At 53.6% G+C, this 24,345-nt stretch carries 23 protein-coding genes, 1 tRNA gene and 2 pseudogenes; 12 read left to right on the forward strand and 14 right to left on the reverse strand.

Translation table 11 applies throughout. The features are described 5' to 3' along the window. The 6 genes and pseudogenes from TRICHSKD4_RS28875 to TRICHSKD4_RS02840 form a co-directional block, all read right to left on the reverse strand. Nucleotides 1-1,148 (reverse strand): annotated as a pseudogene (locus tag TRICHSKD4_RS28875) (IS5 family transposase); the annotation flags it as partial. Between the two features lie 308 nt (nucleotides 1,149-1,456). Then, nucleotides 1,457-1,597, reverse strand: a pseudogene (locus TRICHSKD4_RS30125) (transposase domain-containing protein); the annotation flags it as partial. A gap of 17 nt (nucleotides 1,598-1,614) precedes the next feature. Then, nucleotides 1,615-2,675 (reverse strand): IS630 family transposase gene (locus tag TRICHSKD4_RS28885; protein WP_085979595.1). Its coding sequence is split into 2 segments (ribosomal slippage): nucleotides 1,615-2,183 and nucleotides 2,183-2,675, totalling 1,062 coding nucleotides; the frame shifts between segments, so codons are not numbered across the junction. A gap of 65 nt (nucleotides 2,676-2,740) precedes the next feature. Next, a complete protein-coding gene (locus TRICHSKD4_RS02830; protein ID WP_009465895.1) occupies nucleotides 2,741-4,150 on the reverse strand; it encodes an IS66 family transposase in 1,410 nt (469 codons plus the stop codon). A 69-nt stretch (nucleotides 4,151-4,219) separates the two neighbouring features. After that, on the reverse strand, nucleotides 4,220-4,567 hold the full coding sequence (gene tnpB, locus TRICHSKD4_RS02835; RefSeq protein WP_009465831.1) for an IS66 family insertion sequence element accessory protein TnpB: 348 nt from the start codon (nucleotides 4,565-4,567) through the stop codon (nucleotides 4,220-4,222). Continuing rightward, the gene (locus TRICHSKD4_RS02840) at nucleotides 4,564-4,833 is read right to left on the reverse strand and encodes a hypothetical protein (RefSeq protein WP_009465502.1); all 270 of its coding nucleotides are present in this window, start codon (nucleotides 4,831-4,833) and stop codon (nucleotides 4,564-4,566) included. Before TRICHSKD4_RS02840 ends, tnpB begins: the two co-directional genes overlap by 4 nt. Here TRICHSKD4_RS02840 and TRICHSKD4_RS32165 point away from each other — a divergent pair. Further along, on the forward strand, nucleotides 4,811-5,059 hold the full coding sequence (locus TRICHSKD4_RS32165; protein WP_009465896.1) for a hypothetical protein: 249 nt from the start codon (nucleotides 4,811-4,813) through the stop codon (nucleotides 5,057-5,059). The genes TRICHSKD4_RS02840 and TRICHSKD4_RS32165 overlap by 23 nt on opposite strands. Nucleotides 5,060-5,245: 186 nt before the next feature. Here the strand turns inward: TRICHSKD4_RS32165 and TRICHSKD4_RS02845 are convergent, their stop codons facing one another. From TRICHSKD4_RS02845 to TRICHSKD4_RS02875, 7 genes are all read right to left on the reverse strand, one after another. Then, nucleotides 5,246-5,788 carry a hypothetical protein gene (locus tag TRICHSKD4_RS02845; protein WP_139051944.1) on the reverse strand — a complete coding sequence of 181 codons (543 nt, stop codon included), beginning with the start codon at nucleotides 5,786-5,788 and terminating at the stop codon, nucleotides 5,246-5,248. Nucleotides 5,789-6,145: 357 nt separating this feature from the next. After that, entirely contained in the window at nucleotides 6,146-7,369 is a 1,224-nt protein-coding gene (gene nqrF / locus TRICHSKD4_RS02850; protein ID WP_009465899.1) for an NADH:ubiquinone reductase (Na(+)-transporting) subunit F, read from the reverse strand. Between the two features lie 10 nt (nucleotides 7,370-7,379). Then, on the reverse strand, nucleotides 7,380-7,988 hold the full coding sequence (nqrE, locus tag TRICHSKD4_RS02855) for an NADH:ubiquinone reductase (Na(+)-transporting) subunit E (protein WP_009465900.1): 609 nt from the start codon (nucleotides 7,986-7,988) through the stop codon (nucleotides 7,380-7,382). Then, the gene (locus tag TRICHSKD4_RS02860; protein WP_009465901.1) at nucleotides 7,988-8,641 is read right to left on the reverse strand and encodes an NADH:ubiquinone reductase (Na(+)-transporting) subunit D; all 654 of its coding nucleotides are present in this window, start codon (nucleotides 8,639-8,641) and stop codon (nucleotides 7,988-7,990) included. The genes nqrE and TRICHSKD4_RS02860 overlap by 1 nt, the downstream gene beginning before the upstream one ends. Next, on the reverse strand, nucleotides 8,641-9,462 hold the full coding sequence (locus TRICHSKD4_RS02865) for a Na(+)-translocating NADH-quinone reductase subunit C (protein WP_009465902.1): 822 nt from the start codon (nucleotides 9,460-9,462) through the stop codon (nucleotides 8,641-8,643). The genes TRICHSKD4_RS02860 and TRICHSKD4_RS02865 overlap by 1 nt, the downstream gene beginning before the upstream one ends. Beyond that, complete coding sequence (locus tag TRICHSKD4_RS02870) at nucleotides 9,455-10,663, reverse strand: NADH:ubiquinone reductase (Na(+)-transporting) subunit B (protein WP_009465903.1); 1,209 nt, start codon at nucleotides 10,661-10,663, stop codon at nucleotides 9,455-9,457. The genes TRICHSKD4_RS02865 and TRICHSKD4_RS02870 overlap by 8 nt, the downstream gene beginning before the upstream one ends. 3 nt (nucleotides 10,664-10,666) lie before the next feature. Further along, complete coding sequence (locus TRICHSKD4_RS02875) at nucleotides 10,667-12,010, reverse strand: Na(+)-translocating NADH-quinone reductase subunit A (RefSeq protein WP_009465904.1); 1,344 nt, start codon at nucleotides 12,008-12,010, stop codon at nucleotides 10,667-10,669. A 172-nt stretch (nucleotides 12,011-12,182) separates the two neighbouring features. On the opposite strand from TRICHSKD4_RS02875, the gene TRICHSKD4_RS02880 reads away from it, so the two are divergent. The 3 genes from TRICHSKD4_RS02880 to TRICHSKD4_RS02890 all read left to right on the forward strand — a co-directional run bounded on the left by TRICHSKD4_RS02880 (nucleotide 12,183) and on the right by TRICHSKD4_RS02890 (nucleotide 14,295). Further along, complete coding sequence (locus TRICHSKD4_RS02880) at nucleotides 12,183-13,208, forward strand: FAD:protein FMN transferase (RefSeq protein WP_009465905.1); 1,026 nt, start codon at nucleotides 12,183-12,185, stop codon at nucleotides 13,206-13,208. 21 nt (nucleotides 13,209-13,229) lie between these two features. Further along, nucleotides 13,230-13,454 carry a (Na+)-NQR maturation NqrM gene (gene nqrM / locus TRICHSKD4_RS02885; RefSeq protein ID WP_009465906.1) on the forward strand — a complete coding sequence of 75 codons (225 nt, stop codon included), beginning with the start codon at nucleotides 13,230-13,232 and terminating at the stop codon, nucleotides 13,452-13,454. A 319-nt stretch (nucleotides 13,455-13,773) separates the two neighbouring features. Beyond that, entirely contained in the window at nucleotides 13,774-14,295 is a 522-nt protein-coding gene (locus tag TRICHSKD4_RS02890) for a CBS domain-containing protein (protein ID WP_009465908.1), read from the forward strand. A 356-nt stretch (nucleotides 14,296-14,651) separates the two neighbouring features. Here the strand turns inward: TRICHSKD4_RS02890 and TRICHSKD4_RS02895 are convergent, their stop codons facing one another. Continuing rightward, entirely contained in the window at nucleotides 14,652-15,263 is a 612-nt protein-coding gene (locus tag TRICHSKD4_RS02895) for a LysE family translocator (protein ID WP_009465518.1), read from the reverse strand. Between the two features lie 145 nt (nucleotides 15,264-15,408). On the opposite strand from TRICHSKD4_RS02895, the gene TRICHSKD4_RS02900 reads away from it, so the two are divergent. The 8 genes from TRICHSKD4_RS02900 (at nucleotide 15,409) to TRICHSKD4_RS02945 (ending at nucleotide 24,321) form a co-directional block, all read left to right on the forward strand. Further along, nucleotides 15,409-15,855: an Lrp/AsnC family transcriptional regulator gene (locus TRICHSKD4_RS02900; protein WP_009465517.1), complete on the forward strand. Its 447-nt coding sequence runs from the start codon at nucleotides 15,409-15,411 to the stop codon at nucleotides 15,853-15,855. A 163-nt stretch (nucleotides 15,856-16,018) separates the two neighbouring features. Continuing rightward, nucleotides 16,019-16,776 (forward strand): IS5 family transposase gene (locus tag TRICHSKD4_RS28900; RefSeq protein ID WP_371256663.1). Its coding sequence is split into 2 segments (ribosomal slippage): nucleotides 16,019-16,357 and nucleotides 16,360-16,776, totalling 756 coding nucleotides; the frame shifts between segments, so codons are not numbered across the junction. Between the two features lie 321 nt (nucleotides 16,777-17,097). After that, a complete protein-coding gene (tig, locus tag TRICHSKD4_RS02920; RefSeq protein ID WP_040616195.1) occupies nucleotides 17,098-18,447 on the forward strand; it encodes a trigger factor in 1,350 nt (449 codons plus the stop codon). Between the two features lie 230 nt (nucleotides 18,448-18,677). After that, nucleotides 18,678-19,313: an ATP-dependent Clp protease proteolytic subunit gene (locus tag TRICHSKD4_RS02925; RefSeq protein ID WP_009465911.1), complete on the forward strand. Its 636-nt coding sequence runs from the start codon at nucleotides 18,678-18,680 to the stop codon at nucleotides 19,311-19,313. A 257-nt stretch (nucleotides 19,314-19,570) separates the two neighbouring features. Beyond that, nucleotides 19,571-20,836, forward strand: a complete 1,266-nt coding sequence (gene clpX / locus TRICHSKD4_RS02930) for an ATP-dependent Clp protease ATP-binding subunit ClpX (protein ID WP_040616197.1) — start codon at nucleotides 19,571-19,573, stop codon at nucleotides 20,834-20,836. A 326-nt stretch (nucleotides 20,837-21,162) separates the two neighbouring features. Continuing rightward, entirely contained in the window at nucleotides 21,163-23,592 is a 2,430-nt protein-coding gene (gene lon, locus TRICHSKD4_RS02935; RefSeq protein ID WP_009465913.1) for an endopeptidase La, read from the forward strand. A gap of 186 nt (nucleotides 23,593-23,778) precedes the next feature. Continuing rightward, nucleotides 23,779-24,054: an HU family DNA-binding protein gene (locus tag TRICHSKD4_RS02940; RefSeq protein ID WP_009465915.1), complete on the forward strand. Its 276-nt coding sequence runs from the start codon at nucleotides 23,779-23,781 to the stop codon at nucleotides 24,052-24,054. A gap of 191 nt (nucleotides 24,055-24,245) precedes the next feature. Next, nucleotides 24,246-24,321 (forward strand) — tRNA-Val (locus tag TRICHSKD4_RS02945). Nucleotides 24,322-24,345: the final 24 nt, after the last annotated feature.

Below are 24,345 nucleotides of genomic sequence, written 5' to 3' on the forward strand. Positions count from 1 at the left end.
TGTTTTCATGTGGCCGATGGTGGCCTCGATCGCTGATCGTCGTTTCAGCTCACGCTTCATCTGTGCCGTCAGCCCGCGCTTCTGGCCGGAGATCATGACCTTGGCGTCGCCCTCATAATCATGCCCCCGATAGCCACGGTCCACATAGACACGCTCAGCTTTGGTGCCGCAGACTTTCTCAGCCTGACTGATGGTGTCATTCAAGGTGTGCCCATCATAGGGATTGCCCTCAAAAGCCCTCGCCGCAAGAACCAATCCTTCCCGATTGGTCGTGGCAATGCCAACCTTGGCCCCGAACTCGTAAGGTGTTCGCGCCTTGCCCTTGGCAATACAGGCCACTTCCGGCGCATGCATGGAATAAATCTTGTTTTTGTCCTTGGGGGTCTGGGCCAGAAGCCGCTCCACCAGTCCCAGCAGACGGGAGAACCGGTGCTCAAGACCTTCGTTGCCTGCGATCTTGCGGGAGATGTCGCGATAGACCCGGCCCAGATAGGTCTTCAGCTTTTTGAGTTCCCGGCGCATCCGCTTGAACTGTTTGGCATGGGCATAACGGCCCGCCATCAAGGCCGCCTTTTTGGCAACTCTGGTATGGCTGCGACGCAAGATGATGCCGGCCCTCTTGGCCTGCGCACCAGAAGCTGCAAGGCCTTGTGATAAAGACGGCTATCGGTGGGATGGGCAATGGCTTTGGGTTGAACGGTCGTATCAACCAAGACCCGCTCAAGGCTGCTCTTCTTGATCGTCCCGCTCTCAATCGCAACACCTACCGTAGCAGAAAGAAGCTTTTCCATTCCCTCAGGACCAATCCGTTTGCGCCAGCGGGTCATGGTTGAGGGATCAATGGGGAATTGGTGCTGGAAAAACTCAAAACCGCAGAAAGACTGCCAGTAGGGGTTTTCAACCCAACGCTCAACCGTCTCTTCATCGGAAAGATCGTACATGTGCTTGAGAAAGTGCAGCCCGGCCATCAGACGCGTTGGTTTGGCCGGTCGTCCCAAGGGGCGATAATGCCTGCCGAACTCCGCATCAAATTCATCCCAAGGCATCAGACCAGACAGCCGCACCAACGAATGGTTCATATCGATGATTGCGGCCAGGCGTTCCTTGAACAGATCGCCACACCGTTTGTTGCGTTTTGAAGGTCTCATGAGAATATGCCAGAAAATGCGTGCTTCGGATCAACTAACCGGCATATTCACACATCCAAAACCCAATGGGTATCCATACTCTTCAATCAGTTAAGGGGTTTTTCAGCGCGAACGACTTATTCTATTTCAGAGAGTGCGCCACGCTTTAAGCGTGGCAGTTGCCCTATCGAGTTTGTGTGCGCTGTATTTGTTTGTCTGGTGGTCAGCGTACCAGTTGTTGTGAAAATGGCAGTGTTTAGCTACATTGAATTACGGAAAAATAGTGACCGTCCGGCGAAGGCGCTCTGGCGCGACACCGATGCGGCCTGTTACGCTGCCTGAGCAGCGTAACGCCAGGGCAGAAGTTCGTCGAGGCGTGTGATTTTGTGGTCGGCGACTTGACCGAGGACCCAGGTCAGCCAGGCCTGAGGGTCAACACCGTTGAGCTTGGCCGTTTCGATCAGGGTATAATACCAACCGTCAAAATTCAGAACCGATGGGCCCAATCTCGCATTCCGATGGACATGATGGTCCATGGTTGTTCAATTAACCTGTTCCATGCGCGGCAACAGATATCGATGATTTGTTCGTAGGATTTGAAGACCCGGTTTGACAGCCAGTTATCCCTGATGAACTGCCATAGGTTCTCGACCGGGTTCAATTCGGGAGACCTCGGTGGCAATGGGAGAAGGGTAATGTTGTTGGGAATGTCGAGTTTGCCAGATGTGTGCCAGCCAGCCTGGTCAAGGATGACAACGGCGTGGGCTCCCGGAGCGACTTGCGACGAGATTTCCTGAAGATGCATTTGCATGGCCATGATGTTGCACTTGGGAAGGACGAGCGCAGCACCGACACCCCGTTCCGGGCAGATGGCCCCAAATATCCATGCTGACTTTGTCCGCTGATCCTTGGGGGCCCGCGGCCTTGTCCCGCGTTTTGCCCATCGCCTTGTGATCTTGGTCTTTTGACCCACACGCGCCTCGTCCTGAAACCAAACCTCTATCGGGGTGCCGCTTTCAAGCTGATTGCCGATTTCCGCCAGTTCGGCTGGGAAGCTTTTTTAAAATCCTCGACGGCAAACTCGTTTTGCGCCGGATGCTGCGGCCGGGCCGTCAGACGCCGATAACCCGCATTCTTCAGCTCCCGCGATACGGTACGCTCGTCAACGACAATGCCAAATTCAGACAGGATCCACGCAGCGAGATCCTTCAAGCGCCAACGTACCACTGCATCCACCGATGGATACGGGCCTCGTTCGACAATCTCGATCAACGCACGACGCTGCTGCTCGTCAAGTTTTGAGGGGCGACCTGACTTGGGCGTATCCTTCAGACCATTGGGACCAGAAGCATTGAAACGCAGCACCCAATCGCGAATGATTTGGAGCGTCACTCCGCCAATATGAGCTGCGTCCGAACGGCTCCCCCCATCATAGATCACCGCCAATGACAAAAGGCGACGGGTCTGTTTGGCGTCCCGGCACACCCTCGCCAACCGGCGAAGGGTACAACCGTCAAAGTCATCTCGAAGCGGTATCGCGGCTCCCATGGCAAACTCCCATCGTTTGCCATCTGGAATCATATTCGCAACAAAACCGGAAGCCCAAATATGAGTCACTTCATCTGACGTTTGGTATAAGCGATAGCCATGGCTTTGCCGCCGCCTTGGGAGCCTGAGAACATCCAATTTTTGCGTCCGATGGCGACGGGTTTAACGGCGCGCTCGGCGGTGTTGTTATCCAATTCCAGATGGCCGAGCTCAAGGTATGGGCGTGCTTTCGGCATTCGGCCCAAGGCATAGCGGATGGCCTGCGCGAGTGGTGACTTTCCCGAGATTTTGGGCAATTGCGTCTGCAACCATTCTTCCAAGGCGTCAAAGATCGGTTTTGCCCTAGCCTGCCGGATGGTAGCGCGGTCTTCGGGGGGCATGCCCCTGATCTCTTTCTCGATAGCGTAAAGCTCAGCAATCCGGCGGATGACTTCTTCGGCAATGGCGCTGCCCTGCGAGGAGAAGACATCCACGAACTTGCGTCGTACATGCGCCATGCAGGCCATCTCATCGGCTTTGTCGTCACCGAACACACCGTTGAACCCGGAATATCCATCCGCATGGACCCAGCCCTTGTATCCCGACAAATGAGCAACGGGATGCTCTCCTTTGCGATCCACCGTGAACTGATACCATGCACAGGGTGGCGATTGGCCAGACCAGGCACGCTCATCCCGCACATAGGTCCAGACCCGCGCCGTTTTGGTCTTCTTGTTGCCGGGGGCCAGCATTTTGATGGGCGTATCGTCGGCAAAAAGCGCAGGTCCTTGCCGCACCATCCGTCCGATGGCATCGGCAAGAGGTTCCAGCAGGGCCGTCGAGCGACCAACCCAGTCGGCCATGGTCGAGCGGTCCAGATCGACGCCTTCACGGGCAAAGATCTGGCTCAGGCGATAGAGGGGTAAATGATCGGCATATTTGCTTACCAGAACATGGGCCAACAATCCCGGTCCGGGCCGCCCACGCTCAATGGGGCGCGATGGCAGCGGCGCTTGCACAATCGCCTCGCACCATGAACAGGCTTTGCGGGGCCGGATGATCCGCTTCACCTTGAAGCGTCCCGGCACGTATTCCAACTCTTCGGTGACATCCTCACCCAGGGTGCGCAAGTTGCCACCACAACGACCGCATTCATCACCGGGAGAGAGCTCCTCGTCTTCCCGATCCAGATGATCCGGCAAGGGCTTGCGGCTGTGTTTGCGCTTCGGCTTTGGATCAACTCCCTCCTGCGACGGGGCGGGCTGTTTTGCCTGGTCTTCAGCGGCCTCAACAATCTCGGCGTCCTCGAGCAGATCGAGATTGAGCTGATCCAGACCCTCAGACTTGGAGCCGAACCGATGCCGATTGGCCCCGTGCAACTGGTGTTGAAGCTGCTCGACCTTGAGGCTCAGAGCCTTGACCTCGTCGGCCAGAAGGCGGTTCACCGCCCTCAATTCGGCGGGGTCCTCCGGGGTGATATCAAGGTCCTTCAGCATCTTCGATCTTATATCAGATCAAGGGCGTAAGTTGAATCCCGAGAGGCGCGCAAACGCCAATATATTGGCCTATCCGACGCTCAGGGGCCGCCATGTTTTTTGCGGCATCCGCCAGTCTATGCCTTCAAGCAACATCGACAATTGCGCGGGCGTCACGCTGACCTTACCGTCCTTCGCAGCAGGCCAAACAAACCGGCCCTTCTCAAGGCGCTTGCTGAACAGGCATGCGCCCTGTCGATCCCACCAGATGATCTTCAGCAGATCACCGCGCCGTCCCCGGAACACAAACAGATGTCCAGAATAGGGATCAAGCTCCAGAACCTTCTCCGCCTGAGCCGCCAAAGTGTTGAACCCGCGCCGCATGTCCGTCACCCCGGCAGCCAGCCAAACCCGCGCGTTGGACGGCACGGGGATCACGGCATTAGACCTTCAACCAAAGCCAGCACCGTCGGCAGCGCCGTCGTCCCTTCCACCAATACCCGCCGCCCGTCCGACAGCGTGATATCAACCCGCTGAGCCGACAACGGCATATCCGAGGCAAGCGCCGCGATCTGGTGGCCTGGTGCGGCCTGCGGGCCCTCTATCTCCACTGGTAGAAACGCCGCTCCATCAAGGACGCAATCGCTGTCTTCTGGCGCAAACCGCTCATCACGCAGCCAGTTGTGGATCAGGTTCGCATTCATCGCAGAGCGGCGCGCAACCTGCGCAACCGAAACCCCCGGCACTCTGGCCTGCAAACAGATCGACCGCTTCTCGTCATCCGACCAAAACCGCTTCTTGCTGCCCTTCTTCGTACCCAAAATGTGCCTCACAATGTCCATTAACGAAAATGGACATTATCACCCCACTGCGCTCCCCGTCAGAGCGGGAATACCGAACGCTCACGAAAAATACCGCACAAGGACATAATAAAGTACATAACAAAAGACATAACAAATTTTCTTAAGAAATTTATAAGTTATTGATATAAATATATAATATTACTTACTTAGTGCGCTCCATCCGCACCATTTTTATTTGCGCTACCGCTTTTCTGGATACTTGAGTGCATTTGTTCCCAATACTTATCAATTTGCGTTTCGGGTAGAGCGCACGTCACCGCCACATCTTTTGAATTGCTCCCAGATGATTGGTGAATTCCACAAAGGTCAAAATATCGTCTGCGTCTTTTGTTCGGAACATGAATGGATCCGAGCAAGGGGCCTGTAGAATACGCGGCAGACTGGACAATTCTTCGTCGTTTAGAGGCATGAAGGTTGCGCTCGGGCCGCGAAGCGGTAGCCGGGTTTTGTGCGAGGTTATGCCAACAACAAGTCTACTTCCAAAGAGTGCCGTGAATTCAACTAAGTCTTCCGGAACGGAAAAGGTGCTATTTTGCCATAATGCCGTTACTTCCGACCCAGCATTGCCACGATATATTTGTGTGACGTTGAACGTAACAACTGCAGACGCGAATTCTTCATGTAGCTTACGATAGGATTTGATCTCGCCACTGAAAACGATGTTTGCCGCTTTTGTGTCCGGCGCATGAAATGGAACATGAGCGATGCAAGCGGAAGCGCCGCCTGTCGATACCATCAAAGCGATATACGCAGCTACTATCGGGCATTTTATTCGATTATTGACTGTATGATTCATGTTCAAATTTTGCATCTGCAATTAAAATCAGAGATCTCGATTATAGCAATTCCGATCCAATACCCAAGGGCAGGATTGAAATCAAAGGCAGATCCAAACTGATTGAGATGCCCACATTGTATTCTGCTCCTTTTGTACAAAAAGAAGATGGGCAAATGAACTACACTTCCAAGGCATGCATTAAGTTGTGATGTATCATCATATCGGCTGGCTACCTTATTGGATAATTAGAATTTTGCTTCCATGGGTCAGCCGTCAAACGAGAATTGACGCTTCAGGTAGGTCGCTATTGGAAATTCAGATAAAAAGAACCGGCACATTGTACCGGTTCTTGACGTCGTTTGATTTTCTGAAGTGTTAGCCGCCGAAGTCGTCGAGCATGATGTCTTCGCGGTCCACACCCAGGTCCACCAGCATATTGATGACCGAGGAGTTCATGATGGGAGGGCCACACATGTAGAACTCGCAGTCTTCTGGCGCCGGGTGGTCCTTCAGATACTCTTCGTAGAGCACGTTATGGATAAAGCCGGTGTGGCCTTTCCAATCGTCCTCTGGCTGTGCATCGGACAGGGCGACGTGCCAGGTAAAGTTCGGGAACTCTTCGGCCAGCTGGTCGAAATCTTCAACAAAGAACATCTCTTTCTTGGAACGGGCACCGTACCAGAATGTGATCTTGCGATCGTTGTTCTTCAAGCGCTTGAGCTGGTCGAAAATGTGTGAGCGCATTGGCGCCATGCCAGCACCACCGCCGATGAACACCATTTCTTTTTCGGTTTCGCGGGCGAAGAATTCACCGAACGGACCGGAAATAGTGACCTTGTCGCCCGGCTTCAGGTTGAAGATGTAACTGGACATTTGCCCCGGAGGAATACCTTCAGAACCAGGAGGCGGGGAGGCTACGCGGACGTTGAGCATGATCATGCCCTTTTCATCCGGGTAGTTCGCCATGGAGTATGCACGCTCAATCGGCACATCCACGGTGGACTCATACTGCCAGAGGTTAAACCGGTCCCAATCTCCGCGGTATTCTTCTTCCACATCGAATTCGGTGTATTTCAATTTGTGCGCCGGCGCTTCGATCTGAATGTACCCACCAGCACGGAAGTTCACGTCTTCACCTTCTGGAAGTTCGAGAACCAGAGCCTTGATGAAGGTCGCAACGTTTTCGTTGGAGCGAACGGTACACTCCCACTTCTTCACGCCGAAGACTTCTTCCGGAACCTCGATCTCCATATCCTGTTTGACAGCTACCTGACAGGAGAGGCGATCACCACACGCAGCTTCACGTTTTGTGATGTGGCTTTCCTCGGTCGGCAGGATCGAGCCACCACCGGAATGGATTTTAACGCGGCACTGCGCACAGGTGCCACCACCGCCACAAGCCGACGGAACAAACAGCTTTTGTTCCGCCAGTGTTTGCAGCAGCTTGCCACCGGCGGGAACGGAAATGGTCTTCTCGCCGTTGATGTTAATGTTGACATTGCCCGCTGAAACAAGTTTCGAGCGCGCCCCGAGGATGATCGTGACCAATGCAACCACGATCAGGGTAAAGAGCAGGATACCTAGTCCAAATGTGACCACCGGGATCTCCTTACAATTTTACGCCGCTGAAGGACATGAACGCCATGGCCATCAAACCCGCAGTGATGAAGGTGATGCCAAGGCCCTGAAGCCCATCAGGAATGTCGGAATACTTCAGCTTTTCCCGAACCCCGGCCATGGCCGTGATTGCAAGGGCCCAGCCGAAGCCGGAGGAAACGCCGTAAGTGAACGACTGTGTGAAGTCATACCCACGCTCCACCATGAACAGCGAACCGCCAAGGATCGCGCAGTTCACCGTGATGAGCGGCAGGAACACGCCAAGCGCGTTGTAGAGCGGCGGAAAGTACTTATCGAGAACCATTTCAAGGATCTGCACCAGCGCTGCAATTACGCCGATATAGGAAATCAGTCCAAGGAAGGTCAGGTCAACATCGCTTAAGCCTGCCCACGCCAGCGCACCGGGCGCAAGCAGATAGGTCAGGATCAGGTTGTTGGCCGGAACGGTGATGGTCTGCACGACCATAACCGAAATTCCGAGACCAATTGCCGTAGAAATCTTCTTGGAAACGGCGATAAACGTACACATTCCGAGGAAGAACGAGAGCGCAAGGTTCTCAACAAAGACGGCTTTAACAGCAAGGGAAAGCAGCTGTTCCATCAATGCGCCTCCACGGTTTGGATTTTGTATTCACGCTCTTCAACCTGTCCCGGCTTCCAGGTGCGGAAGGCCCAGATGATTAGGCCAATTACAAAGAACGCTGACGGCGGAAGCAGCAGCATGCCATTTGCGATGTACCAGCCGCCATTGTTGACTGTTTCCAAAATAGTGATGCCAAACAGGCTGCCCGCGCCGAACAACTCACGAATGAAGCCAACCATCAGCAGGATCAAGCCGTAGCCAAGACCATTGCCGACGCCGTCGATGAACGACGCAACAGGCGGGTTCTTCATGGCGAACGCTTCCGCGCGGCCCATCACAATACAGTTTGTGATGATCAGCCCGACGAAGACCGACAGTGTCTTTGAGATCTCAAAGGCATATGCCTTCAGGAACTGGTCCACGATGATGACGAGCGATGCGATGATGACCATCTGCACGATGATCCGGATCGAGCCCGGAATCTGGTTCCGCAAGATGGAGATGAACAGCGACGAGAAAGCGGTCACGAAGGTCACGGCGATGGCCATGACGAGGGACACCTTCAACGACGAAGTCACCGCAAGGGCGGAACAAATGCCGAGAACCTGAAGCGTGATCGGGTTGTTATCGACGAGCGGGTCGATCAGCATTTCTCTTCTGGTTTGAGGCATTAGATCTCTCCCGCTTTGATATTTGCAAGGAACGGCGCATAGCCGGCTTCGCCGAGCCAGAAGCGCACCAGATTATCGACGCCGACGGAGGTCAGAGTTGCGCCTGCAATCGCGTCGACATGATAGTCAGCGCCTGCTGGCGGAGCCGCCTTTGCCACAGTAATGAGCAGGTCACCACTGTCGTCGGCCAGCTTCTTGCCCTTCCAGAGCGCTTTCCAGCGTGGATTGTCCACTTCGGCGCCAAGGCCGGGTGTTTCACCATGGGCGTAGAATTGCAGACCAAAAATGTCGTTGGCGTTTTCTTCGAGCGCAATGAAGCCGTAAAGCGTCGACCACAGGCCGTAACCGTGAACGGGCAGAATGACCTTGTCGAGGCTGCCATCCTCATTGCGCAGAAGATAGACCGTTACGAACTTGGCCTTCCGGCCAATCGCTGCCGGGTCGTCTGTCAACGCAACTGACAGGGCAGGGTCATCGGCCGCGGCACGATCATCAAACGTCTTTGGATCGAACTGATCGGTGAACTTGCCTGTTGCAAGTTCCAAGACATGCGGTTCGAAAGCTGAGAAAGCTTCGAGCACATTCTGATCGGGGTCATACACGCCGGCGACCTGCAGAATATTGATCTGCTTGTCCTTCAGCTTGTTGACCTCCTGCAACGGCCGCAAGGAAACGGCTGTCGCAGAAACGATCATGGATGCGGCCAGACACAAGGTGACGGCAACAAACAGTGTTTTAGGAACAGAGTCCGGTGACAGCTCAAGAAAACGCTGCACGAAACCCTTTTTGTCTTCGGTGTTGTGTCCGTTATCTTCAGGCATGTCGTTTCGCCCTGCGTTTGATATTTGCCTGCACCACAAAGTAGTCGATCAGCGGTGCGAAAACGTTACCGAACAAGATGGCAAGCATCATGCCCTCTGGAAACGCTGGGTTGATCACCCGGATCATCACGACCATGAAGCCGATCAGCGCACCATAAATGAAGCGACCGGTATTGGTGTGCGAGGCGGAAACCGGCTCAGTGACCATGAAGGCAAGGCCGAATGCGAAACCACCCGTGACCAGATGCCAGTACCATGGCATTGCAAACATCGGGTTCGTGTCGGAACCAATGACATTCAGCAAGGCCGAGAAGCCAATCATGCCGACCATACAGCCTGCGACCAATCGCCAGTTCGCGATCTTCGTCATAAGAAGGAAGGCAAGGCCGATCAGGCAGGCGAGGGTGGATGTTTCGCCAAGGCTGCCCTGAATGGTGCCGATGAACGCGTCCATCCAGCTAATGCCATTCGCAGCCAGCTGCTCATAACCTGCAGACGCTGAAACAGCGAGAGCCGTTGCGCCGGAGAAGCCGTCCACTGGTGTCCAGATCGCATCGCCCGACATTTGCGCCGGATAAGCGAAATAGAGGAACGCACGCCCGGTTAGCGCCGGGTTCAGGAAGTTCTTGCCGGTACCACCGAACACTTCCTTACCGATGACAACACCGAAGATGATGCCAAGGGCAACCTGCCAGAGCGGCGTGGAGGCTGGCACAATCAGTGTGTAAAGCATTGAAGTAACGAGGAAACCCTCGTTGACTTCGTGCCCGCGCACGGTTGCGAAAATGACCTCGAAAATACCACCTGCGATAAGCGTCACGATGTAGATCGGGAAGAAATACAACATCCCGTGGATTATACAAGCGATTATGCTGTCCGGATTTAGGCCAATTCCAAAGGCTTGCAGGAGCCAGATCCGCCAACCGGTTTCTGCACTTTCGCCGAGCACCGCGATCGCAGAGTTGGCCTGCAGACCCGTGTTGTACCATGCGAACAGGATACAGGGGATTGTGGCAATGACCACGTAGGTCATGATACGCTTCATGTCGATATAAGACCGAGCATGAGGCGCTGCCGTTGTTACTATTTTCGGGGTGTAGAGGAAACTTTCGACCATCTCGTAGATGGGAAAAAGCTTCTCGTATTTGCCGCCCTTCTCAAAATGAGGCTCGATGCGGTCAAAGAAGCTGCGCAGACCCAAGGTCTAGCCCTCCTTTTCGATCTTGGTGAGGCAATCGCGAAGCGCCATGCCATATTCATACTTAGCTGGGCAGGCAAACCCGACCAGACCAAGGTCTTCTTCGTCCAGCTCAAGGGCGCCAAGAGCCTGCGCCTGATCGGTATCCATCACAAGCAGGGCACGCAGCAGCTGAGTAGGGAGGAAGTCCTGTGGCATCAGCGCCTCAAAAGTTCCAATCGGCACCATTGCCCGGCGACCACCGTTGAGGTTGGACGTCAACGCATAGAGCTTTTTGGTAAAGGCCGAGCCAAGTACGGGTTGGATTGCAAATTTCGATGGCATAGGTCGTATCCAGCCCATCGGGATTTGCTTGTGATCTTCTTCTATCAGCGTGATCTGTCGTGCATATCGACCGACATAGGCGCTTGGGCCTTCGCCCAAACGACCGCTCAATATCGAGCCGGAAATCAGTCGGACAGGGAGATTGTCAGTGAGCTCGCCTTCGCTGAGCTCTACCATGGAAGCACCCATGACGGTCTTGATCAGTCGCGGATTTGCGCACATCGGACCGGAGAGGGCGATGACCCGTGTTGGGTCTACCTTACCGGATTGCAACAATTGACCGATTGCGATCACATCCTGATACCCGATTGACCAAACTGTTTTCTCTGCAGTTGGCACATCAAGGAAGTGAATGTGGGTGCCTGCAAGTCCCGCCGGATGCGGACCTGAGAATGTCGCGGTCTCAACACCAGCAGTATTCGATCCAGGAACAGAGGCCCCCGTCTCATGGCAAAGGTATGTCTTGCCGTCGCTCAGTGTAGATACAGCTTCCAGACCTTTTTCAAATGCCGCTGCGTTTTCTGAAATGATCAGCGCTGCATCAGGAGAAAGCGGCTCGGTGTCCATCGCTGTGACGAAAATTGCCGCTGGCTTGGTTGCCGGGTCAGGTACCTTTGAATAAGGACGCGTTTTGAAGGACGTCCAAAGTCCTGAGGCGCAAAGCCGCTCTGTCAATCCGTCTGCGGTTGTAATGTCGCCAACCGAAGAATAATCGACAGGTTCGCCGCCATTTTCATCGATTTCGATTTCCACGCTGATCAAAACGCGCCGTGCGCCGCGATTTACGGCTTTAACGCGCCCAGCAGCGGGTGAGGTAATTTTGACGTCTGGTGTGTCCTTGTGGAAAAAAATCGGCGATCCGACTTCCACCCGGTCACCTTCTTCCACAACCAATCGTGGTTTGAGCCCTACATAATCTGCAGCAAGGACCGCGGCGGCACGAAACGCGCGTCCTTCACTTATCTGCTGAACGGGTGCCCCGAGCACAGGCAGATCAAGACCTTTTTTTAGCTTAAAGCTTTGCACGCATCCGGCCTCCAGTGTTCGCTTGCCCGCCATATGCTATGTTTTTACTGAATAAAAAAGTTATTTTGGCCTAATTCGCCAAATTTTTTGTTGAATCAAGGTGCGAAACGAATGAAAAGCGCCATATGACACGCGACAAACGTCGCTCACGAATTATTCGGAGACGGTTAAGGTGATCAATAAACTGACATTCTCCCGGCGCAGCTTCATTCTTATGTCGCTGTCTTTGGCTGCTTGTAAGGGCGGTTCCGACATTCTGGAGTTTTCCGGTTCCACAATGGGGACCAAATACTCTGTCACAGCCGTGGATCATGACGGTTCCGTCGACAAGGTCGCTTTGAACAAGGCTATCGAAAAGAGCCTGCTTGAAGTGAACGCACTGATGTCGAATTGGGACGCTAAATCAGAGGTTTCGCGCTTTAATGCGATGAACTCTACAGCGCCGGTTCAAGTTTCTGATGCGCTGGCCTCAGTTGTTAAAGCGTCCAAGGATATCAACCTGGCGAGTGATGGTCAGTTCGACATCACGCTTGGCCCGGTCATCGAGGCATGGGGTTTCGGCGCTAAGAATGCTGGCTTTGGCGAAGCACCTGAAGCGGACATTGTTGCAGCTGCCATGCAGACCGCTGGTCAAATGGATGAGCTCACTGTTGACGGCAACATGCTGAGCAAGAGCAATCCGGGTCTGGAAATCTTCCTACCGTCCATCGGTAAGGGGTACGGTGTGGATAAAGTTGCCGAAGTTGTGAAAGGCTTTGGCTTGCGCGACTTCATGGTCGAAATCGGCGGCGATATCTATGTCTCCGGACAGAATCGCGACGGCATGGATTGGCAGATCGGTATCGAGACACCAGATGCCCGCACACGCGAAGCTTACCAAATCGCCAGCGTCTCCAATCTCGGTATGGCGACATCCGGCGACTACCGGAACTTCTACGAGCGCGACGGCCAGCGCTACTCGCATATCATCGATGCGAAAACCGGACGCCCGATCACGCACAACACAGCGTCCGTCACTGTTCTTGCAGAGAACGCGATGCTTGCAGACGCCTGGGCAACTGCTTTGCTTGTTGTGGGGACCAAACGCGGCCTCGAAATCGCAAACCAGCAAAATCTTGCCGTGCTGTTCATGGACCGTGGTGAGAGCGAAGGGTTCACCACCTCCGCAAGCACTAAGTTCGCTGCACTTCAGGCATAAGAATATAGCAAGGGAGAGGGCGTGCTGACGTTCGTTCTAGCTTTCGGTATCATTCTGCTGATTGTTGTCGGGATGGCACTTGGTGTCATCTTCGCCGGCAAGACCATTAAAGGCAGCTGCGGTGGTTTAAATGCCATCGCAGATGCGGACAAATGTGTGGTTTGCAGCAAGGATATTGATCCGAACAGCCCGCTGCGTGATCGTTTGCAGTGCCCACGTGCTCGCAAGATGCTTGCTCAGATGTAAGCAGACGCCTGATTCTCTGAATTTCTCATGAAATCCAGTGTCTTGGCGGCTATGATGTCGCCGAGACTGGAATAAAGGCAACCAGCGCCAGGCAGAGAGCGGCTGCGCTCCCAAATAGCCAAAGTTGCCACCTTGGGCCTTCCTTTACCCACACCCGACGGTATTGAAAGCCTGAAAAGCAGGCCAAAACGAATAATATCGTTGCGGTTGTTGAGCTCAGCATAAATTCTTCCAATTTCAAGAGTTCCTTAGGTCGGCATATTTCGGCTAAGCTGTTTTATCTCCTCGGAGGAGGTTGGACAAAAAGGAGCCCTAACACATGCCAAGCTCTTATCAGGCCCCAAGCCGTAAAGACAAGCAGCAGACCCGAACCAGCAGCCAATCCTCAGCGACAAATACAACCAGCACTACCGCAACAGTGAAAAAGGTTATCGCGGGCAAGCAAGGTGATGTCTTTTCCATCTCACCATCCAACTCGCTCCATGAAGCTGTCGTTATGCTACGCGAGAAGGGCATTGGTGCGCTGATCGTCAAAGGTGATGACGGGAAATTGGCGGGCATTTTGTCAGAGCGTGACATTGTGCGACGTTTGGCAGATACCCCTGGTCAGACCCTCGGTCAGAAGGTCGAAGACATCATGACCAAGAGTGTTCAGACGTGTGAGCCCGATGACGCATTGATCTCCGTGCTCCAGCGTATGACGAACGGCCGCTTCCGCCATATGCCGGTCGTTGAAGGTGAGGCAGTCGTGGGCATGGTGACAATCGGTGATGTGGTCAATTTCCGACTGAAAGAGCTTGAGTATGAATCGCTCCAGCTAAAGCAGCTGATCGTGGGTTAATTGAGCAAATTAGACCACTATGCCTGGGCCAGTATTGCGGCCCGGGCATATCGGGTCGTCAGCGATTGGAATGGGTGCGGAATAATTCAAAGTGATATGTGAATAAATAAATATAAGTATTTGAAATAGTAGAATTTAAAAGCTGTTTAGAGGGTGGTGTCAATCCGTCGTGACCTAGTTCTTAACTAGAACAGGCACGCCGCTGCTAAGGGTATAATTCAAGATCTGAAACAGGCCAATGCCAAACTCACGCTGCTTCTAGGGTCAGGACCCATAAAATGGGGTAAGAGACAAGTGTCGACGATGAGCCCATAGTCACGGATGCTGCACAAAACATCAATGACCACTTTGTGATGTTACGAGGCCAAGTTTAAGGCGAAGCCTATCAATACAAGCCCGGAACAGACCCGGAAAACGTCATAACGTGCTTGCGTTAGAAAACGCCCGCGAATTTTTTCTGCCAGCAGTGCGTAGGTACTAAGCGATAGAATGGACAGCCCGCAGTAGGTCAATACTAGCATAGTTGATTGAGACCAAAGCGGCTGGGATGGGTCTAGAACTTGCGGGAAAAGTGCAAGATAGAACAACAAGGCTTTGGGGTTTGTGACCGCAAGCAAGAATGCCTCCCGGAACAAAAGCCGTGGCGGCACCTGCTGGATCAGTCCCTTCCCGAAGGCTATGTGGTCACGCTTTATGATCAGTTTGAGTCCCAAACCGCCTAAATAAGCGACCCCGAGCCATTGAAATACCGTCCAAAGCACGTCTGACGTCACGACGAAAGCAGCCACGCCACCCGCACAAAGGATGCCGCCCACGGCAAGACCCAAAGCGTTACCAAAGATAGTTGGCAGGACCGGCATAAAACCAAGCTGCAATGCCCGTCTGAGCGTGTTCAAGTTCGCAGGCCCCGGTGTTACGATGTTGGCCACTGATATCGTCGCGTATGAAAGCCATATTGCCCAAGCCATGCCTCAAATCCTCTGCCTTGCGCACCATAGTTGAAGCGCCAAACCGGATTTTATACACCGTCATAGTCGAAGTGCTTTGCCTTCCGGAGGCAAAACGATAACAGTTTGGCCAAATCGAAAGCAAAAAGGCTAGTGGGCTGTCGTAATGAAAATCATACTTGATCAACTGGACCGAACACTCCTTCAAGAGCTGAGCCGCAACGCGAGGCTGAGCTGGCGTGAGCTTGCATCATTGACTGATGTGTCTGCACCTACTGTTCGTGATCGCATCAAACGGCTCGAAGACACGGGCGTAATTACAGGGTTTGGTGTAGAGCTGTCGCCGATAGAACTTGGCTACACCCTCGAAGCGATAGTACGATTCAAGCCTTTTCCCGGAAAGGTTTATCTGCTGGCTGAAAAGATCATCATGTCAGATCGCATCGTTCAGTGCGACAAAGTCACCGGCGAAGACGCGTTTGTTGCGAGGATGCTCCTCAAAGACATCTCAGAACTTGATGGGCTACTGGAAGACTTCTCGACGCATGCGTCTACTCAGACGGCAATCGTTAAATCCAGCCCGGTCCGGATGCGCCCCCCACCGCTTGACTGAAACTGGTCCGGGTCACATGTCTTGGCGTGTGTAATGATTTGCACCAGAGCTTCCATCGGTGCGATCGCAGCGAAATGGTGCTTTGTCCCGCATCGCGGCCGTTCGATAAAGAGGGTTCCTCTCGGCTCACTACTGTGATTCATGGTAACGAGGAGGGGTGCCCATGTCACATCTATTTTGGCTTACTCAAGAGCAGGTTGAACAGATTGCACCGTTCTTTCCAAAGCCCCGTGGGGTTGACCGTGCCGATGACTGCAAGGTTCTGAGCGGGATAATCTATGTCATCAAGAACGGGCTGCAATGGGTCGATGCACCCCCTGATTACGGGCCGCACAAGACGCTCTATAACCGGTTTAAGCGATGGTCGGAAAATGGTGTGTTCGAGCGCATCTTCGAAGAACTGGCCAAGACGCAGGACGAGTCGGGAAATATCCTAATGATTGACGCCACGCACCTGAAAGCCCACCGCACAGCTTCCAGCCTAAAAAAGGGGGCGACGAGCCGAGGCTGATTGGGCGCACAAAAGGCGGCTTGAATACAAAGCTACACGCCGTGTGTGACAATCTTGGGCGACCTGTGCGCCTACACCTGACGGAAGGCCAACGAAGTGACTTCAAAGGCGCAGATGTTTTGCTCAAAGACCTGCCCAAGGCCGAAACCCTGATTGGGGATCGTGGATACGACAGCAACAAAATCCGCGAGATGTTAGCGGAACAAAAGATTGCACCCTGTATTCCGCCGAAGAAAAATCGAAAAGAAACAATCGAATACTGCAAGACCACGTACAAAACCCGATACAAAGTCGAAAACCTGTTTGCCAAGCTGGAAGACTGGCGGCGCATCGCTACGCGCTATGACCGATGCGCTCATACATTCCGATCCGCAATCTATCTCGCAGCAACAATCATCTTCTGGTTATGAGTCCTGACCCTAGCAAGGGCGTGCGGGTTGAGAATTGTCTAGGCCATTGCATTTCCTGACATAATATCAATCCTTGCTTTGAACGGCGGCAAGGCGCGAAACCGGTGAGCGAAAACCGGCATACCCCGCGCTAACACTTGACACTTTGCACCCCAACCTTTATCGCGCTCCCATCGTGCGCCTTGGCGGTGCCGAAGGGCGTCGCGCTGCGGATTTGACCAATTTCCCTTTTGGTGGTCTCTACCAGCGCAGCTAAAGGAATTCACAACAAGAAGATGGAGCTGAGTTTCAGGCTCCATGACCGAGGACGAAGCAAAACCCATGCAGGTAACAGAAACCCTCGCCGAGGGCCTCAAGCGAGAGCTCAAAATCGAAATCCCGGCCGGCGATCTGGCCTCCAAGCTTGATGCCTATATGGACGACATGAAGTCCAAGGCCCAGATCAAGGGCTTCCGTCCGGGCAAGGTGCCAGTTGCGCACCTCAAAAAGATGTATGGTCGTCAGGCCATGGCTGAAATCCTGTCCAACACGATTCAGGAAACAACCCAGAAGGCCATCGAAGACCGTAAGGAGCGTCCGGCTCTGAACCCGGATATTGATCTTCCGGAAGAAGATGCAGAAAAGATCCTGGCTGGTGACGCTGACCTGTCCTTCAAGATGTCCTACGACATTTTGCCGGACTTTGAAGTTGTCGATTTTTCGGGCATCGAAATCGAGCGCCCGGTTGTTGAGGTTGCTGAGGCTGAAGTTGATGAGCGCATCAATGACATCGCCCAAAACAGCAAGCCGTTCGACACAAAGGAAGGTGCTGCAGAAGACGGCGACCGCGTCTCCATGTCATACGTTGGCAAGATCGACGGCGAAGCCTTTGAAGGCGGTGCTGACGAAAACGGTCAGCTTGTTCTCGGCTCCGGCCAGTTCATTCCGGGTTTTGAAGAGCAGCTTGTTGGCATCAAGGCTGGCGATGAAAAGACCATCGATGTGACGTTCCCGGAAGACTACCCGGCTGCTCACCTTGCAGGTAAGACCGCTCAGTTCGACGTCGTTGCCAAGGAGATCGCGGCACCGGGTGAAGTCACGCTGGATGATGAGTTTGCAAAAGGCCTCGGTCTTGAGTCACTCGACAATCTGAAAGAAGTGATTCGCAGTCAGATCGAAAGCCAATTCGGCCAGATGACCCGTCAGCGCGTAAAGCGTCAGCTTCTCGACAAGTTGGATGAAACCTACACATTCGACCTGCCGCAGCGCCTGCTCGACAGTGAGTTTGAGGTTGTGTGGAAGCAGGTCGAAGAAGACATGCAGCGCAACGAGAAGACTTTCGAAGACGAAAACACGACTGAAGAAGCAGCTCGCGAAGAATATCGCAAGATTGCTGAACGCCGCGTTCGTCTTGGTCTGGTGCTTTCTGAAGTTGGCGAGAAAAACAACATCCAGGTCACTGACGAGGAAATGCAACGCGCACTTTATGACCGCGTTCGCCAGTTCCCGGGTCAGGAGCAGCAGGTGTTTGAATTCTACAAAAACAACCAGCAGGCTCTCGCGTCTCTGCGTGCGCCGATCTACGAGGAGAAGGTCGTTGACTTCATCCTCGAACTGGCCAAGGTTTCCGACAAGACGGTTACCAAGGAAGAGCTGGAGAAGCTTGTTGCCGAAGACGAAGACGACGCATAAGGCGTCGCCAGTCAGTGGGAAATTTGTGGATGCGGCGGGGTTTTTAACCTTGCGTTCACGCCGCATCTGTCAACACTTTGCGAATAAGGCGGCATCCCTTATGTATGGGGTGTCGCTTTTTTCAACTTTGGGGGTCATTTGCGATTCTTGATTGCATCTGCAAATGGCTCTGTGCACATCCGTTTCGGGCTGCAACGGCCCGGTGGCTCCTCAAAGCATATGGATAAGATATGAAAGATCCTGCCGATATCTACATGAACACACTCGTGCCCATGGTCGTTGAGCAGACCAATCGGGGCGAGCGGTCTTTCGATATCTATTCGCGTCTCCTCAAGGAGCGCATCATCTTCCTGACTGGTCCAATCGAAGACCATGTCGCGACCTTGGTCTGCGCGCAGCTTCTGTTTCTGGAAGCTGACAATCCGTCCAAGGAAATCGCTATTTACATCAACTCACCTGGTGGCCTCGTAACGTCTGGGCTTGCCATCTATGACACGATGCAGTTTATCCGCCCGGCGGTGTCCACGCTCTGCATTGGTCAGGCTGCCAGCATGGGGTCTCTGCTTTTGGCCGGCGGTGAGAAAGACATGCGATTCTCTTTGCCGAATGCGCGAGTCATGGTTCACCAGCCTTCAGGTGGCTTCCGTGGTCAGGCAGCTGACATCATGCTTCATGCTCAGGAAATTCTCGCCATGAAGCGTCGGCTCAATGAAATTTATGTGAAGCACACAGGCCAAAGTCTTGATGAAGTGGAAGAGGCGCTGGAGCGCGACAACTTCATGACCGCTGAAAAGGCAAAGGAATTCGGTATTGTGGACAGTGTGATAACAGATCGCGCAAGTTTACATTCTGACAGTGAAAGCTAAGTATAAATAACAGGATTACGCTCCGGCAATCGGGGCGTTATCCAGAGAGAAGCCCGGAATTGCAACTTTTACACCTACGCTTTAAGCCTATATTGATTTTTAGTGGCCAAGCATGGTGACATTGAAGCGGTTATGAGTGAACGCTACCGGGCGTGCGATTGATCGCCGATTGAGCCATAATTTGGCCCGATCCGGAGAGAAAAGGGAGAGTGTCCCGATTAGCTGGGATGTTTTCCGAAGAACGCGGGGTTGAATACATGACAAAGGCCAGCGGCGGCGATTCCAAGAATACGCTCTACTGCTCCTTCTGCGGCAAAAGTCAGCATGAGGTTCGCAAGCTGATCGCCGGCCCGACTGTTTTCATTTGCGATGAATGTGTCGAGCTGTGCATGGATATCATTCGCGAAGAGAACAAGTCTTCGCTGGTGAAGTCTCGGGATGGAATTCCCACTCCTCAGGAAATTCGCGATGTCCTTGATGATTATGTCATCGGGCAGGGCAGCGCTAAGAAAGTCCTGTCTGTGGCCGTCCACAATCACTACAAGCGCCTGAACCACTCGTCGAAGAACAACGATGTGGAACTCGCAAAATCCAACATTCTGCTCGCAGGTCCGACCGGTTGCGGCAAGACGTTGCTGGCTCAAACGCTGGCGCGCATTCTTGATGTGCCGTTCACGATGGCAGATGCAACGACCCTGACCGAAGCTGGATATGTCGGTGAAGACGTCGAAAACATCATCCTGAAGCTGCTCCAGGCCTCTGATTACAATGTTGAGCGGGCGCAGCGCGGCATTGTCTACATCGATGAGGTCGACAAGATAAGCCGCAAGTCTGACAATCCTTCGATCACTCGCGATGTGTCCGGAGAAGGCGTACAGCAAGCCTTGCTGAAACTGATGGAAGGCACGGTCGCTTCTGTTCCACCTCAGGGAGGGCGCAAGCATCCGCAGCAGGAGTTCCTGCAAGTGGATACGACTAACATCCTGTTCATCTGTGGCGGCGCTTTTGCTGGCCTGGATAAGATTATCGCTGATCGTGGAACGCAGACATCTATCGGCTTCAAGGCCAATGTTCAGGCTCCGGAAGATCGCCGTGTGGGCGAACTCTTCTCAGTGATGGAACCGGAAGATCTTCTGAAGTTCGGTTTGATTCCAGAATTCGTGGGCCGCTTGCCGGTTATCGCGACATTGGAAGATCTCGACGAAGACGCTCTGGTGACCATCTTGGTTGAGCCGAAAAATGCATTGGTCAAGCAGTACCAGCGTCTGTTTGAGATGGAGCAGGTCGAACTGACCTTCCATGAAGAAGCGTTGAGAGCCATTGCTCGTAAGGCAATCGAGCGCAAAACCGGCGCTCGTGGTCTTCGGTCAATCCTCGAAGCAATCCTTCTGGACACGATGTACGAACTTCCGGGCCTCAAGGGTGTAAAGGAAGTGGTGATCTCTCCGGAGGTTGTCGCAGGTCAGTCACGGCCGCTCTACATCTACACCGATCGAGAGGAGAGTTCCGCAAGCACCGCTTAGAGTTTGCGCGAAATCCAACAAGGTCAAAAATGCCGTCCCAATGGGGCGGCATTTTTTCGTTTTATCACACGTTCTTCACGATCTTCGCCTTGCGAAGCCCGGTTGTCCCGAGTCGTCAACAGAGTTTGCAAACCCTCTGATTTCAGCGCCTTGACACTTGGGAAGGAGAGGGCCACCTATAAGATAACCAGACGGCTCAGCAAACTGGTAAATGCCCATTTGGGGTTTCCTGGTTTGGCCTTGCAAGTATCGAGTTGCGCCGTCTTTCCAGTGTTCGGGACTGCCTTTTAGCCAAGGGGTTTCGGCACGCAGAGAAAGGATAAAAAATGAGCGACGACCAAACCCGCGCTTTCGATGAGGACGGCACTGCCGTCTATCCTGTGCTGCCACTGCGGGATATCGTTGTCTTCCCACACATGATCGTTCCGCTTTTCGTAGGCCGCGAAAAATCCATTCGCGCGCTTGAAGAGGTGATGACGAACGACAAGCACATTCTGCTCGCTACCCAGAAGAATGCGGCGGATGACGACCCTGGCCCCGATGACATTTACGAAGTTGGTACCGTCGCAACGGTGCTCCAGCTCCTTAAGCTGCCTGACAACACGGTCAAGGTACTTGTAGAGGGCGGTGCGCGTGCCACGATTGGCGAATATGGCGAGCGGGATGACTATTTCGAAGCATATGCCACAGTGCTTCCGGAAAAGGATGGCGAGGACGTTGAGGTTGAGGCCTTGGCGCGCTCTGTCGTGTCCGAGTTCGAAAACTATGTGAAACTGAACAAGAAAGTTTCACCGGAAGTCATAGGCGCCGTCAACCAGATCGACGACTATTCGAAACTGGCCGATACCATTGCCTCGCATCTGGCGATCAAGATCCCGGAAAAGCAGGAAATCCTTGGCATCGTTTCCGTGTCTGAGCGGCTTGAGCGCGTTCTTGGCATGATGGAGAGTGAAATCTCCGTCCTGCAGGTGGAGAAGCGTATCCGCTCTCGCGTGAAGCGCCAGATGGAGAAAACCCAGCGCGAGTACTATCTTAATGAGCAAATGAAGGCCATTCAGAAGGAGCTTGGCGACAGCGAAGACGGTAAGGATGAAATTGCTGAACTGGAAGAAAAGGTCAATAAGACCAAGCTTTCCAAGGAAGCGAAGGAGCGCGCCGCTGCTGAGCTGAAAAAGCTGAAGCAAATGAGCCCAATGTCGGCGGAAGCGACGGTCGTGCGCAACTACCTCGACTGGCTGATTGGCATTCCGTGGAACAAGAAGAGCAAGGTCAAGCATGATCTGGCTCTGGCCGAAAAGGTTCTCGACACGGACCACTACGGACTTGAGAAGGTTAAGGAGCGGATCGTCGAGTATCTCGCGGTCCAAAGCCGTGCCAACAAGTTGCGTGGACCAATCTTGTGCCTTGTAGGGCCTCCAGGTGTCGGTAAAACGTCTCTCGGCAAGTCCATTGCCAAGGCAACTGGTCGTGAATTCGTGCGCATGTCCTTGGGCGGAGTGCGTGATGAAGCCGAGATTCGCGGTCACCGCCGCACTTACATTGGCTCAATGCCCGGTAAGGTCATTCAGTCGATGAAGAAGGCGAAGAAGTCCAATCCGCTCTTCCTGCTCGACGAGATCGACAAGATGGGTATGGATTTCCGCGGTGATCCATCATCGGCGTTGCTTGAGGTGCTTGATCCGGAACAAAACTCGTCCTTCATGGATCACTATCTGGAAGTCGAATACGATTTGTCAGATGTGATGTTCGTGACCACGGCAAACACACTGAATATTCCAGGTCCGCTGATGGACCGGATGGAAATCATTCGGATTGCCGGCTACACGGAAGAAGAGAAGGTTGAAATCTGCCGTCGTCACCTGATTCCGAAGGCCGAGAAAGATCACGGTCTGAAAGATGGAGAGTTCTCCATTGACGATGACGCTCTGCAATTCGTGGTGCGCCGTTACACCCGTGAAGCCGGTGTGCGTAATCTTGAACGCGAAATGGCAACCCTGGCCCGTAAGGCGGTCAAGGACATCCTGATGAGTGACAAGGAAACCATTACGGTGACACCAGAGATCGTCGAGGAGTATCTCGGCGTTCCGCGTTACCGGTATGGCGAAGCGGAACTGGAAGATCAGGTTGGCGTTGTCACCGGTTTGGCATGGACCGAAGTTGGCGGCGAATTGCTGACCATTGAAGGTGTCATGATGCCGGGCAAGGGCAAGATGACGGTCACTGGTAACCTGAAGGACGTTATGAAGGAGTCCATCTCGGCAGCCGCTTCCTACGTTCGCTCTCGCGCGGTTGATTTCGGCATCGAACCACCGTTGTTCGACAAGAAGGATATCCACGTCCACGTTCCAGAAGGGGCAACTCCAAAGGATGGTCCGTCAGCTGGTATCGGCATGGCAACAGCCGTCATCTCCACCCTAACGGGCATTCCGGTTCGCCGGGATGTGGCGATGACTGGTGAGATCACGCTCCGTGGACGGATTCTGCCAATTGGTGGTCTGAAGGAAAAACTGCTTGCCGCTCTTCGCGGCGGTATCAAGACAGTGATGATCCCGGAAGACAACGCCAAGGACCTGGCCGACATTCCGGACTCGGTGAAAAATTCCATCGAGATCATTCCGGTCTCTGGCATGGATGAAGTGCTCAAGACGGCGCTTGTGCGCGTTCCTGAGCCGATTGAATGGGATGAAAGTGCGGTAGAATCCAGCACAAAACCGGCAAATCCTGATGAAGATCAGGCCGGATTTGTAGCCCACTGACATACACATTAATCCACAGAACAAGGCGAGCCCCGGTTTTTCCGGGGCTTTTCTTTTGAATAAGCGACCAGATTGGCGGTTTTCTGCCAAATATGGCTTGCTTTCCTGCCGTTTTCGCCCGAATTTCCGGCAACGGCGCTGACGAGAATCGTCGGCTTGCTGCCGTTTCTTAGAAAGGTATCTGCTATGAACAAGAACGATCTGATCGCAGCCGTCGCAGAAAAGACCGGCCTCACAAAGGCCCAGGCCGGTGAAGCTGTTGACGCTACTTTCGAAGCTGTGACCGAAACACTGAAAGCTGGCGACGAAGTTCGCATCATCGGCTTCGGCAACTTCAGTGTCTCCGCGCGTGCTGCCACAGAAGGCCGTAACCCGCGCACAGGCGAAACGATTCAGATCCCGGCGTCCAAGACGCCGAAGTTCAAGGCCGGCAAGGGCCTGAAGGACGCTGTAAACGCTTAACCCACAGGCGTCCACAGTCAGAAAATTTAACCCCGCATGCGTTTCTCGTGTGCGGGGTTTTTTGATTGCCCAAGCGCTTCGCTGCGTCACGTGGGCAGTGATCCACAGGCAGCCAAATTTTGTTCAAAAAACTTCTCAAATAGCGCTTGCAACGTGAGCCGAATGTGCATACAAGGCTCCCCACGCCGTTGGGGCGGTTAGCTCAGTTGGTAGAGCGCCTCGTTTACACCGAGGATGTCGGGAGTTCGAGTCTCTCACCGCCCACCATTCTTTTCAATAGGTTAGCCTCTA

The sequence above is a fragment of the Roseibium sp. TrichSKD4 genome, from assembly GCF_000148725.1.
Lineage (GTDB): Bacteria > Pseudomonadota > Alphaproteobacteria > Rhizobiales > Stappiaceae > Roseibium.

Coding starts and splice junctions, on each gene's coding strand:
- TRICHSKD4_RS02830 (WP_009465895.1), bottom strand. CDS start 4,150: ATGCTGAAGGACCTTGATATCACCCCGGAGGACCCCGCCGAATTGAGG.
- TRICHSKD4_RS02840 (WP_009465502.1), bottom strand. CDS start 4,833: ATGAATGCGAACCTGATCCACAACTGGCTGCGTGATGAGCGGTTTGCG.
- TRICHSKD4_RS02845 (WP_139051944.1), bottom strand. CDS start 5,788: ATGAATCATACAGTCAATAATCGAATAAAATGCCCGATAGTAGCTGCG.
- nqrE (WP_009465900.1), bottom strand. CDS start 7,988: ATGGAACAGCTGCTTTCCCTTGCTGTTAAAGCCGTCTTTGTTGAGAAC.
- TRICHSKD4_RS02860 (WP_009465901.1), bottom strand. CDS start 8,641: ATGCCTCAAACCAGAAGAGAAATGCTGATCGACCCGCTCGTCGATAAC.
- TRICHSKD4_RS02865 (WP_009465902.1), bottom strand. CDS start 9,462: ATGCCTGAAGATAACGGACACAACACCGAAGACAAAAAGGGTTTCGTG.
- TRICHSKD4_RS02890 (WP_009465908.1), top strand. CDS start 13,774: ATGCCAAGCTCTTATCAGGCCCCAAGCCGTAAAGACAAGCAGCAGACC.
- TRICHSKD4_RS02895 (WP_009465518.1), bottom strand. CDS start 15,263: ATGGCTTGGGCAATATGGCTTTCATACGCGACGATATCAGTGGCCAAC.
- TRICHSKD4_RS02900 (WP_009465517.1), top strand. CDS start 15,409: ATGAAAATCATACTTGATCAACTGGACCGAACACTCCTTCAAGAGCTG.
- tig (WP_040616195.1), top strand. CDS start 17,098: ATGCAGGTAACAGAAACCCTCGCCGAGGGCCTCAAGCGAGAGCTCAAA.
- TRICHSKD4_RS02925 (WP_009465911.1), top strand. CDS start 18,678: ATGAAAGATCCTGCCGATATCTACATGAACACACTCGTGCCCATGGTC.
- clpX (WP_040616197.1), top strand. CDS start 19,571: ATGACAAAGGCCAGCGGCGGCGATTCCAAGAATACGCTCTACTGCTCC.
- lon (WP_009465913.1), top strand. CDS start 21,163: ATGAGCGACGACCAAACCCGCGCTTTCGATGAGGACGGCACTGCCGTC.
- TRICHSKD4_RS02940 (WP_009465915.1), top strand. CDS start 23,779: ATGAACAAGAACGATCTGATCGCAGCCGTCGCAGAAAAGACCGGCCTC.